This is a genomic window from Bradyrhizobium sp. 195, assembly GCF_023101665.1.
Classification (GTDB): Bacteria; Pseudomonadota; Alphaproteobacteria; order Rhizobiales; family Xanthobacteraceae; genus Bradyrhizobium.
This window is the reverse complement of the sequence record NZ_CP082161.1, coordinates 7,445,922-7,458,707: the sequence shown is the minus strand read 5'-3', so window position 1 is coordinate 7,458,707 and position 12,786 is coordinate 7,445,922. Positions and strand designations below refer to the sequence as shown.

Sequence of the window (12,786 nt, the reverse complement as noted above, 5' to 3'; positions counted from 1 at the left end):
TACCGCCAATGGCATCTATCCTGAGTACTTTCATCCTGCCGATCGCGGTCGGCGCCGTGGCGTTGGTGCTGCTGCTCGGTCTCATCAACATGATGCGCGGCGGCTCGCCCAACACCTCGCAGAAGCTGATGCGCTGGCGCGTGCTGCTTCAGTTCGTGGCGATCGTCATCGCGATGGCTGCGGTCTGGGCGATGGGACGATAGGCCATGATCCGGACCCGAAGGGCCGCGTTAGCGCAAAGTGTGAAGCGGTTTTTCGACAGGATCATGCCCAAGATTAAGAGGTCTCCATGGTCACGTTGAACCGCATCTACACGAAGACCGGTGACGAGGGCACGACGGCGCTCGGAACCGGCGAGCGGCGTCCGAAATACGATCTGCGCATCGAAGCCTATGGCACCGTCGACGAGACCAACGCCGCCATCGGCGTCGTCAGGCTCCATACCGGCGACATGCCCGAGTTCGACGCGATGCTCGGCCGCATCCAGAACGATCTGTTCGATCTTGGCGCCGATCTCGCGGTCCCCGAACGTGAAGGCAAAGCGGAGCGGCTGCGCGTGGTGGCGAGCCAGGTCGAGCGGCTCGAGCGCGACATCGACGCGCTCAACGACAAGCTCGCGCCGCTCACCTCCTTCGTGCTGCCGGGCGGCACGCCGGCCGCTGCCCATCTGCATGTGGCGCGCACGATATGCCGCAGGGCGGAACGCGTGATCGTGGAACTGGCGGCCCGGCCCGGCGAGCCGGTCAGCGCAGCTGGCATCCAATATATGAACCGCCTGTCGGACTTCCTGTTCGTGGCCAGCCGAGCCACCAACGGTAACGGTGCCGGCGACGTGCTGTGGGTTCCGGGCCAGAACCGCTGACCCATCGAGCCGCCGCATTTCAGAAGGCTAAAATTTGGCTCGTTCGCGCGTTGACCGGGGCAGATCAGGCCTTTAGGTTCCGCGCCAGTTGATAACCCCCCTCCCAAATTGAGTGAAAGAGGATCGATGAAGGTCTTAGTGCCGGTAAAGCGGGTGGTCGATTACAACGTCAAGGTCCGCGTCAAGGGCGATGGATCGGGCGTTGAACTCGCCAACGTCAAGATGTCGATGAACCCCTTCGACGAAATCGCGGTCGAGGAAGCGCTGCGCCTGAAGGAAGCCGGCAAGGCCACCGAGGTCGTGGTGGTCTCCATTGGCCCGGCGCAGGCGTCGGAGACGATCCGCACCGGTCTTGCCATGGGCGCCGACCGCGGCATCCTGGTGAAAGCCGAAGGCAGCGTCGAGCCGCTCGCGGTCGCCAAGATCCTGAAGAAGGTTGCGGACGAAGAGCAGCCCGGCCTGATCATTCTCGGCAAGCAGGCGATCGACGACGACAGCAACCAGACCGGCCAGATGCTGGCCGCGCTGCTCGGCTGGTCGCAGGCGACGTTTGCCTCGAAGCTCGAGGTCGAAGGCTCCGACTTCAAGGTCACCCGCGAAGTCGATGGCGGCCTCCAGACCGTGAAGCTGAAGGGACCGGCGATCGTCACCACCGATCTGCGTCTCAACGAGCCGCGCTACGCCTCGCTGCCGAACATCATGAAGGCCAAGAAGAAGCCGATCGCGGACAAGACCGTCGCCGATTACGGCGTCGATGTCGCTCCGCGTCTCGAGGTCGTCAAGACGACGGAGCCGGCCGGCCGCAAGGCCGGCGTCAAGGTCAAGGACGTCGCCGAGCTGGTGTCGAAACTCAAGAACGAAGCCGGGGTGCTCTGATGACGACGCTTCTGATTGCCGAACACGACAATGCGTCGCTCAAGGATGCGACCAACAAGGCCCTGACCGCGGCTGCCGCGCTCGGCGCGGATGTCGAGGTGCTGGTCGCCGGCCAGAACGCCAAGGCCGCGGCGGATGCCGCCGCCAAGCTTGCCGGCGTGAAGAAGGTGCTGCTCGCCGACGGCGATCTCTACGCGCACGATCTCGCCGAGCCGCTGGCCGCGCTGGTCGTGTCGCTGGCTTCCGGCTATGACGCGATCGTCGCCCCCGCGACCTCGCGCTTCAAGAACGTGATGCCGCGCGTTGCCGCGCTGCTCGACGTCATGCAGGTCTCGGAGATCATCAAGGTGGTCGCCCCCGACACCTATGAGCGTCCGATCTATGCCGGCAACGCCATCCAGACCGTGAAGTCCAAGGACACCAAGAAGGTCATCACGGTGCGGACCTCGACCTTCGCGGCAGCGGGCGAGGGTGGTAGCGCCGCAGTCGAGAACGTGGCAGCGGCGGCCGATCCCGGCCTGTCGTCGTTCGTCGGCGAGGAAGTCGCCAAGAGCGACCGCCCCGAGCTGACCTCGGCCAAGATCATCGTCTCCGGTGGCCGCGCCATGCAGAGCCGCGAGAATTTTGCCAAGTACATCGAGCCGCTCGCTGACAAGCTTGGGGCCGGTGTCGGTGCCTCGCGTGCGGCGGTGGACGCCGGCTATGCGCCGAACGACTGGCAGGTCGGCCAGACCGGCAAGGTCGTGGCCCCCGAGCTCTATGTCGCCGTCGGCATTTCCGGCGCGATCCAGCATCTGGCCGGCATGAAGGACTCCAAGGTGATCGTCGCGATCAACAAGGACGAGGACGCGCCGATCTTCCAGGTCGCCGATTACGGCCTGGTCGCCGACCTCTACCAGGTGGTTCCGGAGCTGACGGCCGAACTCGGCAAGCTCGGCAAGTAAAACGAGCCAAAAACACCGGCCGGAGCTATAAACTCCGGCCGGTGTTTCATTTCTGAGGCGTTTTCTTTGGCGTGGGGCACGCCTTCGAAGCGATCCAATCTAGGTTTCGAGCCAAGGTTCTGATTAAATCGGACCTCCCGGCTCGGGGGATAGGCAGGCGCGACATGCGCGCCGTTCCGGTGGATGACAAGATGGCGGCAGTGATCAAGAAGGTCGGCGTGATCGGCGCGGGTCAGATGGGCAGTGGCATCGCGCACGTTGCGGCGCTGGCCGGCTTCGACGTGGTGCTCAACGACGTCTCGGCCGACCGCCTCAAGTCGGGGATGGCCACCATCAACGGCAATCTGGCGCGACAGGTCTCCAAGAAGGCCGTCTCCGAGGATGACAAGGCCAAGGCGATGGCGCGCATCACGCCCGCCGAAAAGCTCGACGATCTCGCCGATTGCGACCTCGTGATCGAGACCGCAGTCGAGAAGGAGGAGGTCAAGCGCAAGATCTTCCACGAGCTCTGTGCGGTGTTGAAGCCGGAGGCGATCGTCGCCTCCGATACGTCCTCGATCTCGATCACGCGGCTCGCCGCCGCGACCGACCGTCCCGAGCGCTTCATCGGCATTCACTTCATGAATCCGGTGCCGCTGATGGAACTGGTGGAGCTGATCCGAGGCATCGCCACTGACGATTCGACCTTCGAGGCGTCCAAGGAGTTCGTCGCCAAGCTCGGCAAGCAGGTCGCGGTCTCCGAGGATTTCCCGGCCTTCATCGTCAACCGCATCCTGCTGCCGATGATCAACGAGGCGATCTACACGCTGTATGAAGGCGTCGGCAATGTCGAGGCGATCGACGCGGCGATGAAGCTCGGGGCTCACCATCCGATGGGCCCGCTCGAGCTGGCCGATTTCATCGGTCTCGATACCTGCCTCTCCATCATGCAGGTGCTGCACGAGGGTTTGGCCGACTCCAAGTACCGCCCGTGCCCTCTGCTGGTGAAATACGTCGAGGCCGGCTGGCTCGGCCGCAAAACCCAGCGCGGCTTCTACGATTATCGCGGCGCCAAACCGGTTCCGACGCGCTGATCCATTTCACGGCGCCGTAGGGTGGGTTAGCGCAGCGTAACCCACCACTTCTGTCTCAGCGGATGCCAAAGAGGTGGATTACGCCTTCGGCTAATCCACCCTACGGCTCCTGTGACATTTCATGTCCCGTTAATCTCTCGCGCCTAGGTTACGGCCGGTACGAGGGTTCGCGTAATGGACATGATGGCAATGGTCAGCACCATGCTGGCCGCTCAGCAAGGCGCGCTGCAGTCGAATATTGCGGCGACGCTGACCAAGCAGAACGCGGACATGGAGAAATCCACCGTCCTGACGCTGCTCGGCGCCGGTCAGCCCTCGCTCGCCAATGTCGGCCCAGGCGTCGGCGGCAATCTCAACGTCACCGCCTGAACCATCCTTAGAGCGACGCGGCGGCCTTGCCGGTCGCCGCCCGGATCAGCTTGAGCGCGTCCTCGCTCGCCCATTCCGCCGGCCCCGCGATCGTCGCAATCTCGCAGCCTTGCGGATCGACCAGCACCGAGGTCGGCATGCCCAGGGCCCGGCCTATGGCCTTAAGATCCTGAAACACCTTGGCTTTCTGGTCGCTGAAATAGCTCAGCCTGCCAAGATTGGCCTCTTTCAGGAAGTTTTTCGGCTTCTCGGGGTCGCGGGTGTCGATATTGATCGCCACCACCTCGAAATCCGGGCCCGACAGCTTGCCCTGGAGCTCGTCCAGCGCCGGCATTTCCTTCCGGCATGGCACGCACCAGGTCGCCCACAGGTTCACCAGCAGCGTCTTGCCGCGGAAATCTGACAGTTTCTTCGGCTTGCCGTCGGCATCCTCGAAGGCGAGGTCGGGCAGCTTGAGCGGGGCGCTCGCCATGGTTAGCGCCGCCACTTCGCCATGGGCGAGCGGGGCGATCTTTTGCGCCGTGGCCACCGCCGGCTTGCAGGTCGGATCGCCGCCAGGCGCGCGGCTCAGGCCCAGTCCGTACAGCGCGGCGAAGCCGGCCAGCCCTCCGACCGCCACGGTGGCGATGACGAGGGGGACCCGGCGCGTGGCGGAGGGCTTCTTGTCGAGCATATCGTTTGTCATCCGGTCGCAGATATGGCTATCAGGGGCCTCTTAATACGGCTGGCGGCGGCCAGCAAACGTGCGGCAAATCAAGGCGTGAGCAGGGGATCATGAGCAACAAGATGTGGGGCGGCCGGTTCTCGGAACGTCCCGATGAGATCATGGAAGAGATCAACGTCTCCATCGACGTCGATCGTCACCTCTACGCCCAGGACATTGCCGCGTCCAAGGCTCACGCTGCGATGCTCGCCGCGAAGGGCATCATCACGGGCTCTGATGCGAAAAATATCGGCAAGGGTCTAGACACGATTTTGTCAGAGATCGGCAAGGGCGGCTTCGAGTTCAAGCGCACGCTCGAGGACATTCATATGAATGTCGAGAGCCGCCTGTCCGAACTGATCGGCCCCGCCGCCGGAAGGCTGCACACCGCGCGCTCGCGCAACGACCAGGTCGCGACCGATTTTCGTCTCTACGTGCGTGACGTTCTCGACGAGACCGATGCCGCGCTCGCCGCGTTCCAGGGAGCCTTGGTCGGGCGTGCGCTCGAGCACGCCGGCACCGTCATGCCCGGCTTCACGCATCTGCAGACTGCGCAGCCGGTGACCTTCGGCCATCATCTGCTCGCCTATGTCGAGATGGCCGCGCGCGATCGCGGCCGCTTCCAGGATGCGCGCAAGCGGCTGAACGAATCGCCGCTCGGCGCCGCCGCGCTCGCCGGCACCTCGTTCCCGATCGACCGCCACGCCACCGCAAAAGCGCTTCTCTTCGACCGTCCGATGGCGAACTCGCTCGACGCGGTGTCCGACCGTGACTTCGTGCTGGAGACGCTGTCAGCAGCCTCGATCTGTGCCGTGCACATGTCGCGCTTCGCCGAGGAAATCGTGATCTGGACCTCGCCGCTGGTCGGCATGATCCGGCTCAGCGACAAGTTCACCACGGGATCCTCGATCATGCCGCAGAAGCGCAATCCGGATGCCGCGGAGCTGGTACGCGCCAAGACCGGCCGCGTCATCGGTGCGCTCAACGGTCTGTTGATCGTGATGAAGGGCCTGCCGCTCGCCTATCAAAAGGACATGCAGGAGGATAAGCAGGGCGCCATGGAAGGGTTTGCCGCGCTGTCGCTGGCGATCCGCGCCATGACCGGCATGGTCCGCGACCTCGTGCCCGACGAAGCCAAGATGAAGGCGGCCGCGGGCGAGGGCTATGCCACCGCGACCGACCTCGCCGACTGGCTGGTGCGGACCCTGAAGATGCCGTTCCGCGAGGCCCATCACGTCACTGGCCGCATCGTCGCCAAGGCCGCCGAGGGCGGCGTGGCGCTGCACGAGCTGCCGCTCAAGGAGATGCAGGCGATCGAGCCGAAAATCACCAAGGACGTGTTCGGCGTGCTCTCGGTCGAATCGTCGGTGAAGAGCCGCACCAGCTTCGGCGGCACCGCGCCGAAGAACGTGACTGCCCAGGCCAAGGCCTGGTTGAAGCGGCTGGAAAAAGAGCGAAAATTGGGCTGAGGGTAAAATTTCGCTGATGTTTCATGGTCATCCGGCTCTCGCCAGACCACGCCAATCTCTGTATGGTGCGGCCCGCGTAGTGGGGATTTCGTCGTGACGTCAAAGTTTCGCCCGGCCGGCTCGGGGTGGGCCATCATTGTCTTGAGCCTGACAGCGCTTGCGCTTGCCGGCTGCGGCCGCAAAGGTCCGCTGGATCTGCCGCCGACCGCCACCAACGCGCCGACGGCCAACGGCGCCGCGCCTGTCGACACCGAGACCGCAGCCCAGAAGACGTCGAGCATGTTCAATCCCACCTCAGCCTCAGGTGCGGATGCCGAGCCCGCGGCGGCCAAGGGCCGGAAGAAACCGTTTATTCTCGACTCGCTCCTGGACGAACCTCCCGGCAAGAAATAAGCCGGGACAACCGAGCCTAAGCCATGAACCATTTCGACTATCGCAACGGCGTGCTGCACGCCGAGGCGGTGAACCTGTCCGAGCTGGCCGCGACCGTCGGCACGCCGTTCTATTGCTATTCGACCGCGACGCTGGAGCGGCACTATCGCGTCTTCACCGATGCCTTCGCCGGTGAGAAGGTGCTGGTCTGCTACGCCATGAAGGCGAACTCCAACCAGTCGGTGCTGCGCACGCTGGCCAAGCTGGGCGCCGGCGCCGACGTGGTCTCCGGCGGAGAATTGAAGCGCGCGCTGGCCGCCGGCATTCCGCCGAATAAGATCCTGTTCTCCGGCGTCGGCAAGACCGAAACCGAACTGCGTGCCGCGCTCGCCGCCGACATCCTCTGCCTCAACGTCGAATCCGAGCCCGAGCTCGAGCTGCTGTCGCGGCTTGCGACCGAGATGGGCAAGACCGCGCGCATCTCGCTCCGCGTCAACCCCGATGTCGATGCCGGCACCCACGCCAAGATCTCGACCGGCAAGTCCGAGAACAAGTTCGGCATTCCGATCGTGCATGCCCGTGAGGTCTATGCCCGCGCTGCGAAACTCCCGGGCATCGAGGTGACCGGGACCGACGTGCATATCGGCAGCCAGATCACCGAGCTCTCCGGCATGGAGACCGCGTTCCGCATCCTGTCCGAGTTCGTGCAGACGCTGCGCACCGACGGTCACAACATCAGCCATGTCGATTTCGGCGGCGGCCTCGGCATTCCCTATTACATGGACCGCGAGGCGCCGCCGGCACCCGCCGCCTATGCCGCCATGGTCAAGCGCGTCAGCCACAATCTCGGCTGCACGCTGATGTTCGAGCCCGGCCGCATGATCGTCGGCAATGCCGGCATCCTGGTCGCCAAGGTGATCTACGTGAAGCACGGCGACGGCAAGAATTTCGTCATCATCGACGCTGCCATGAACGATTTGATCCGCCCGACGCTGTATGAGGCGCATCACGATATCCTGCCGGTGAAGCAGCCCGCCACGGGCACCGCCACCATCACGGCCGATGTCGTCGGCCCGGTCTGCGAGACCGGCGACTATCTCGCGCTCGATCGTACGCTGCCGACGCCCGCCCCCGGCGATCTCCTCGCTATCATGACCGCAGGTGCCTACGGCGCGGTGCAGGCCGGCACCTACAACACCCGGCCGCTGGTGCCGGAGGTGCTGGTGAAGGACGATCAGTACGCCGTGGTGCGCCCGCGCGTGGAGGTCGAGCAGCTGATCGCGATGGATACGCCGGCGCCGTGGCTGTGAGTGATTGACCGTAGCCCGGATGGAGCGCAGCGAAATCCGGGTTCTCGCCAAGCCGCAACAGCCCCGGATTACGCTGCGCTCCATCCGGGCTACGCAGCTCCTGTGTAGCGCTACTTCCCGGCCAATCCGCCCTTCCCATCAACCAGAACCCCCGCCTTCTTCTCGATCGGCTTGATCGCCGCGGTGAAATCGGATTCGGCGCCTTCCGCAGCTATCACGGTCTCCCACAACCGCCCGACCGCGTCCGCGACCTCCATCGACAAGCCGAGCTGCTTCATCTCCTCCAGCGCCAGCCGCACGTCCTTCACCATCAATCCCGTGGCGAAGCCGAAGTCGAATGTGCGCGGCAGCACCGAGCGCGGAAACTTGTCGCGGCTCGCCGTGTTCATGCCGGAGCCGGCATTGATGACGTCGATCATCACGGCGGGATCGAGCCCAGCCTTCACGCCCATCACCACCGCTTCCGACGTCGCCACGATCGCGGTCGCCGACAGGAAATTATTGGCGAGCTTCATGGTCTGCGCCGCGCCGGGCTTCTCGCCGATGAAGAACACTTTTCCGATGATGTCGAGCGCGGGCTTGAGCAGTTCGAACTCCGCCTTCGGCCCGGAGACCATCACCGCCAACGTGCCCTTCTCGGCGCCGCCGACGCCGCCGGAGACGGGGCAGTCGATCTGCACGATGTTGCGTTGGGCGAGGAGGCCGTGAATCTTCGTCGCCATCGTTGAGCCGACGGTCGAGAGATCGATGAAGCGTTTTGCGCGGCTGCCCTCGATCACGCCGTTCGCTCCGGTTGCAACCTCGAGCGAAGCCTGCAGCGAGGGCAGGCTCGCCATGACGGTCTCGACCTGATCGGCAACGTCCTTCGGCGATGTCGCCGCAGCCGCGCCGAGCGCGACGAACTTGCCCGTGACCTCCTCGCGCGTGTCGAACACGACGAGCCTGTGTCCCGCCTCGATCAGCCGCCGCGCCATCGGGAAACCCATGTTTCCGAGGCCGATGAATCCGATGTCCATGGTGTTTCCTTTCTGTTGTCATTGCGAGGAGCGAAGCGACGAAGCAATCCAGGGATGTGTCCGTGGAGGGATTTCTGGATTGCTTCGCTTCGCTCGCAATGACGGAGCGTTGAAAGCTATTTGTTCGGCTCACGCCTTGCCGTCGATCTCCGCGAACACCTCGCGCGCGACGCGAAAACTGTCGACTGCGGCAGGCATGCCGCCGTAGATCGCGACCTGCATCAGGATCTCGCGGATTTCCTCGCGGCTGACGCCGTTGGTGAGCGCGCCCTTCAGATGTGCGCGGAACTCGTGCTGGCGGTTGAGGATCGCGATCATGGCGATGTTGAGCATGCTGCGGGTCTTGCGCGGCAGCTCCTCGCGGCCCCACACCGTGCCCCAGCAATATTCGTTCAGCATCTCCTGGAACGGACGGTTGAAATCATCGACGTTCTTGAGGGCGTTGTTGACATAGGCCTCGCCCAGCACCGCTTTGCGGACTTCCAGGCCCTTGTCGTGCATCTTCTTGTCCATGACGTTTCCCTTACTTCCCTTGCGTTTCTCTCGGGCAGCGCGCGGAAATTACGGGGTTGGGCGGGGCCAGTCACGTCCTCGTGTTATGCGGGAAAAGGGGTGTCTCCCGTACGGGAACGGATGCCTCAGTGCTGCCGTTGTGATAGGCTCCTCTCCACCGGGCAACCTGGAGAGTTGATTGAACGGCGTCACCCCCGACCCGTCAGACCCGATCCGCAACAGTGACGCTCTGTCGCGGTTGAAGCTGGCGCAGGCCCTCGATCGGGCCATCTATGCCATCGCGTGGGAGCGTGCTTGGCCAAATCTGGCGCGGCTTCTGACCGTCGTCGGCCTGTTCCTGGTGGTGTCCTGGGCCGGCCTGTGGCTGGCGTTGCCGTTCATCGCCCGTGCCATCGGTCTCGTCGTTTTCGCCGCCATCGCAATCGCCGTCCTGTTGCCCCTGTTTCGCTTCCGCTGGCCGAGCCGCGACGAGGCGCTGGCCCGGCTCGATCGTGGCTCCGGCATCCGTCACCGCCCGGCGACGACGCTGACCGACACACTGTCCTCGCAGGATCCGGTCGCACAGGCGCTGTGGCAGGCGCAGCGCGAGCGTACGCTGGCCTCGATCAAGCGCATCCGCGCCGGTCTGCCGCATCCGCGACTCGCGCTCCATGATCCCTGGGCGCTGCGCGCGCTGGTCATGGTGATGCTGGTCGCGACCTTCTTCGCCGCCGGCGACGAGCGCGCGATGCGGCTCGGGGCCGCCTTCGACTGGAACGGCGTGCTGGCGCCGGCGAATGTTCGCGTTGATGCCTGGGTCACCCCGCCGCTCTACACCGGCAAGCCGCCGGTCATCCTGTCGGCCGCCAACAAGGAGGCCGCAGCGCTGCCGGCTTCAGGCCCGCTTGCCGTTCCCGCAGGCTCGACCCTGATCGTGCGCTCCTCCGGCGGCAGCCTGGATGTCGCCGTCTCCGGCGGTCTCAAGGAGGTCGCGCCCGCGGAGGCTGCACCCAAGGGCACCAACGAGAAGCATTTTGCCATCACCGGTGACGGCACCGCGCGTGTCCGTGCGCCTTCCGGCCAGCCGCAGTGGGCGTTTGCGGCAACGCCGGACCGTGCGCCGACGATCGCGCTTGCCAAGGATCCCGAGCGCCAGGCGCGCGGCGGGCTCCAGCTCTCCTACAAGATCGAGGATGATTACGGCGTCACCGGCGCGGATGCGCACATTGCCTTGCGCTCCGCCGACGCCAAAGATGCCGTCAAGGATGGCCGCAAGGATTCCGACGCCAAGGCCGCGGCGCGGCCGTTGTTCGAGCCGCCGCACTTCCCGCTCGTGCTGCCGAACGCCCGCACCCGCAACGGCGTCGGCCAGACGGTGAAGGACCTCAGCGAGGATCCGTATGCCGGCGCCGACGTCACGCTGACGCTGACCGCCAAAGACGAGGCCGGCAACGAGGCTAGAAGCGAACCCTTCAACATGCGCCTGCCCGAGCGTCTGTTCACCAACTCGCTCGCGCGCGCGCTGATCGAGCAACGCCGCATCCTCGCGCTCGACGCCAACAGGAATTCCGACGTCTACACCGCGCTCGACGCGCTGATGATCGCACCAGAATTGTTCACGCCCGATGCCGGCTGCTATCTCGGCCTCCGGAGCCTCGCGACCCAGCTCGAGGCTGCCCGCACCGACGACGCCCTGCGCAATGTCGTGGCGAGCATGTGGGCCTTCGCGGTCACCATCGAGGACGACGGTGTCGCCGGCAGCGTCAACGCCGCGCTGCGCTCGGCGCAGGACGCGCTCAAGGCGGCCCTGGAGCGCGGTGCCAGCGAGGACGAGCTCAGGGTGCTGACGCAGAAGCTTCGTGAGGCCATGGCCGGCAAGGTGCGCGATCTCGCCCGACGCGCCGAGCAGAATCCGCTCGGGGCCCGGCAGCCGTTCCCCGCGGAGGTCCAGCTCATCCTCGACAAGGCGATCGAGCTGCGGCAGAAGACCCAGCATGCGACGCCCGAGCAGCTCGCAGAGCTGGCGCAGCAGCAGGACGTCTTGCGCGAGCAGCTTCAAGCCTATCGCAAGTCGGCGAACAGCCGTGCCAACAAGGCGGGGGACGACAAGACCAACCAGTTTACGCGGGACCGGAAATGCGGAAGCTAGCACGCGTGCCAGTCTGGAAGGCGATGTCGATCGCCTGTCTCGCCGTCCTGTTGGGAGGCGTACCCCCGGTCGCGGCCCAGCAGGATCAGGATCCTGATGCGTTGCTCGACAGCGCGGAAAAGGCGATGCAGGATTCCGGCGACAGCCTCAGGCAGAAGGAGTCCGGGAAGAGCCTGAACAACCAATCCGACGCCATTCAGAAGCTCGAGGAATACAAGCGCGCCACGGAGAGAAGCCAATCTTCCAGTCGCGATCGTTCCGTCATCACGCAGCGGGATCTGGACGATCTGTTGCGGCAGATCGAGAAGGCGGCGCGCGAAGGCAATAAAGAGGCCGCGCAGCGCATGCTCGAGCAGCTCGCGCAGATCATGGAAAATCTGCAGATGGCGCAGCCCGGGCAATCCGGCGAGAGCGAGATGGAGCAGGCGCTGAACGAGCTCAGCGACATGATCCGCAAGCAGCAGCAATTGCGCGACAAGACTTTCAAGCAGGGCCAGGACTCCCGGCGGGACCGCTCGCGCGGCAAGCAGGGCGACCAGTCGATGTCGGACCTCCAGCAGGATCAGCAGTCGCTGCGCGACCGCCTGAAGAAGCTGCAGGACGAGCTCGCCAAGCGCGGCCTCGCGCAGAAGGGACAAAAGGGTCAGAAGGGACAGCAGGGTCAACAGGGACAGAAAGGCCAGCAGGGCGACCAGGGCCAGAACGGCGATCAGGACGGCGACGACGGCGATGACGATGGCAGCCTCGACACCGCGGACGGCGCCATGGGTGATGCTGGTTCAAAGCTCGGCGAGGGCAATGCCGACGGTGCCGTGGATTCACAGGGCAAGGCACTCGATGCGATGCGCAAGGGCGCGCAGAAGATGGCCGAGGCGATGCAGCAGGGCGATGGCGACGGGCAGGGCGATGGTCCCGGCAATCGGGCCGGTCGCCAGCAGAGCGGCGGCAATCAGACCGATCCGCTGGGCCGCCCGCTTCACGGCCGCGATCTCAGCGACGACTATTCCGTCAAGATCCCCGGCGAGATCGACGCCCAGCGTGTCCGCCGCATCCTCGAAGAACTCCGCCGCCGCCTCGGCGACAGCTCGCGCCCGCAGATCGAGCTCGATTATATCGAGCGGCTGCTGAAGGATTTTTAACGTCACACTCAG

The 12,786-nt window shown here is 65.0% G+C and carries 14 protein-coding genes; 11 read left to right on the top strand and 3 right to left on the bottom strand.

From position 1 onward, the window contains the following. Positions 1 to 8: 8 nt before the first annotated feature. From IVB26_RS34755 to IVB26_RS34730, 6 genes are all read left to right on the top strand, one after another. Positions 9 to 203, top strand: a complete 195-nt coding sequence (locus IVB26_RS34755; protein WP_008543342.1) for a twin transmembrane helix small protein — start codon at positions 9 to 11, stop codon at positions 201 to 203. An 86-nt stretch (positions 204 to 289) separates the two neighbouring features. Beyond that, positions 290 to 862 carry a cob(I)yrinic acid a,c-diamide adenosyltransferase gene (locus IVB26_RS34750; RefSeq protein ID WP_247969445.1) on the top strand — a complete coding sequence of 191 codons (573 nt, stop codon included), beginning with the start codon at positions 290 to 292 and terminating at the stop codon, positions 860 to 862. Between the two features lie 126 nt (positions 863 to 988). Further along, positions 989 to 1,738 (top strand): electron transfer flavoprotein subunit beta/FixA family protein, encoded by a 750-nt coding sequence (locus IVB26_RS34745; RefSeq protein ID WP_247006978.1) that lies wholly within the window; start codon positions 989 to 991, stop codon positions 1,736 to 1,738. Then, the gene (locus tag IVB26_RS34740) at positions 1,738 to 2,682 is read left to right on the top strand and encodes an electron transfer flavoprotein subunit alpha/FixB family protein (RefSeq protein ID WP_247969444.1); all 945 of its coding nucleotides are present in this window, start codon (positions 1,738 to 1,740) and stop codon (positions 2,680 to 2,682) included. Before IVB26_RS34745 ends, IVB26_RS34740 begins: the two co-directional genes overlap by 1 nt. A 191-nt stretch (positions 2,683 to 2,873) precedes the next feature. Then, complete coding sequence (locus IVB26_RS34735) at positions 2,874 to 3,755, top strand: 3-hydroxybutyryl-CoA dehydrogenase (RefSeq protein WP_063203650.1); 882 nt, start codon at positions 2,874 to 2,876, stop codon at positions 3,753 to 3,755. Positions 3,756 to 3,929: 174 nt separating this feature from the next. Then, positions 3,930 to 4,124 (top strand): hypothetical protein, encoded by a 195-nt coding sequence (locus IVB26_RS34730; protein WP_008543352.1) that lies wholly within the window; start codon positions 3,930 to 3,932, stop codon positions 4,122 to 4,124. Between the two features lie 7 nt (positions 4,125 to 4,131). On the opposite strand, the gene tlpA is transcribed toward IVB26_RS34730, so the two are convergent. Continuing rightward, positions 4,132 to 4,797, bottom strand: a complete 666-nt coding sequence (tlpA, locus tag IVB26_RS34725) for a thiol:disulfide interchange protein TlpA (RefSeq protein ID WP_247969443.1) — start codon at positions 4,795 to 4,797, stop codon at positions 4,132 to 4,134. A gap of 101 nt (positions 4,798 to 4,898) precedes the next feature. Here tlpA and argH point away from each other — a divergent pair, with 101 nt between their 5' ends. From argH to lysA, 3 genes are all read left to right on the top strand, one after another. Then, positions 4,899 to 6,296, top strand: a complete 1,398-nt coding sequence (gene argH / locus IVB26_RS34720) for an argininosuccinate lyase (RefSeq protein WP_247969442.1) — start codon at positions 4,899 to 4,901, stop codon at positions 6,294 to 6,296. A gap of 93 nt (positions 6,297 to 6,389) precedes the next feature. Then, complete coding sequence (gene lptM, locus IVB26_RS34715) at positions 6,390 to 6,689, top strand: LPS translocon maturation chaperone LptM (RefSeq protein WP_247969441.1); 300 nt, start codon at positions 6,390 to 6,392, stop codon at positions 6,687 to 6,689. Positions 6,690 to 6,712: 23 nt separating this feature from the next. Next, positions 6,713 to 7,978, top strand: a complete 1,266-nt coding sequence (gene lysA / locus IVB26_RS34710) for a diaminopimelate decarboxylase (protein WP_247969440.1) — start codon at positions 6,713 to 6,715, stop codon at positions 7,976 to 7,978. Between the two features lie 110 nt (positions 7,979 to 8,088). Here the strand turns inward: lysA and IVB26_RS34705 are convergent, their stop codons facing one another. Next, positions 8,089 to 8,994, bottom strand: a complete 906-nt coding sequence (locus IVB26_RS34705) for an NAD(P)-dependent oxidoreductase (protein WP_247969439.1) — start codon at positions 8,992 to 8,994, stop codon at positions 8,089 to 8,091. A gap of 129 nt (positions 8,995 to 9,123) precedes the next feature. Beyond that, positions 9,124 to 9,507: a carboxymuconolactone decarboxylase family protein gene (locus IVB26_RS34700; RefSeq protein WP_247969438.1), complete on the bottom strand. Its 384-nt coding sequence runs from the start codon at positions 9,505 to 9,507 to the stop codon at positions 9,124 to 9,126. Positions 9,508 to 9,685: 178 nt separating this feature from the next. On the opposite strand from IVB26_RS34700, the gene IVB26_RS34695 reads away from it, so the two are divergent. Both IVB26_RS34695 and IVB26_RS34690 read left to right on the top strand, forming a co-directional pair. Further along, positions 9,686 to 11,635 carry a TIGR02302 family protein gene (locus IVB26_RS34695; RefSeq protein ID WP_247969437.1) on the top strand — a complete coding sequence of 650 codons (1,950 nt, stop codon included), beginning with the start codon at positions 9,686 to 9,688 and terminating at the stop codon, positions 11,633 to 11,635. Further along, positions 11,623 to 12,774 (top strand): DUF4175 family protein, encoded by a 1,152-nt coding sequence (locus IVB26_RS34690; RefSeq protein ID WP_247969436.1) that lies wholly within the window; start codon positions 11,623 to 11,625, stop codon positions 12,772 to 12,774. Before IVB26_RS34695 ends, IVB26_RS34690 begins: the two co-directional genes overlap by 13 nt. Positions 12,775 to 12,786 lie beyond the last annotated feature (12 nt).

Excerpts from the sequence above, each read along its gene's own strand:
- IVB26_RS34755 (WP_008543342.1), top strand. The coding sequence starts at position 9 with ATGGCATCTATCCTGAGTACTTTCATCCTGCCGATCGCGGTCGGCGCC.
- IVB26_RS34750 (WP_247969445.1), top strand. The coding sequence starts at position 290 with ATGGTCACGTTGAACCGCATCTACACGAAGACCGGTGACGAGGGCACG.
- IVB26_RS34745 (WP_247006978.1), top strand. The coding sequence starts at position 989 with ATGAAGGTCTTAGTGCCGGTAAAGCGGGTGGTCGATTACAACGTCAAG.
- IVB26_RS34740 (WP_247969444.1), top strand. The coding sequence starts at position 1,738 with ATGACGACGCTTCTGATTGCCGAACACGACAATGCGTCGCTCAAGGAT.
- IVB26_RS34735 (WP_063203650.1), top strand. The coding sequence starts at position 2,874 with ATGGCGGCAGTGATCAAGAAGGTCGGCGTGATCGGCGCGGGTCAGATG.
- IVB26_RS34730 (WP_008543352.1), top strand. The coding sequence starts at position 3,930 with ATGGACATGATGGCAATGGTCAGCACCATGCTGGCCGCTCAGCAAGGC.
- tlpA (WP_247969443.1), bottom strand. The coding sequence starts at position 4,797 with ATGCTCGACAAGAAGCCCTCCGCCACGCGCCGGGTCCCCCTCGTCATC.
- argH (WP_247969442.1), top strand. The coding sequence starts at position 4,899 with ATGAGCAACAAGATGTGGGGCGGCCGGTTCTCGGAACGTCCCGATGAG.
- lysA (WP_247969440.1), top strand. The coding sequence starts at position 6,713 with ATGAACCATTTCGACTATCGCAACGGCGTGCTGCACGCCGAGGCGGTG.
- IVB26_RS34705 (WP_247969439.1), bottom strand. The coding sequence starts at position 8,994 with ATGGACATCGGATTCATCGGCCTCGGAAACATGGGTTTCCCGATGGCG.
- IVB26_RS34700 (WP_247969438.1), bottom strand. The coding sequence starts at position 9,507 with ATGGACAAGAAGATGCACGACAAGGGCCTGGAAGTCCGCAAAGCGGTG.
- IVB26_RS34690 (WP_247969436.1), top strand. The coding sequence starts at position 11,623 with ATGCGGAAGCTAGCACGCGTGCCAGTCTGGAAGGCGATGTCGATCGCC.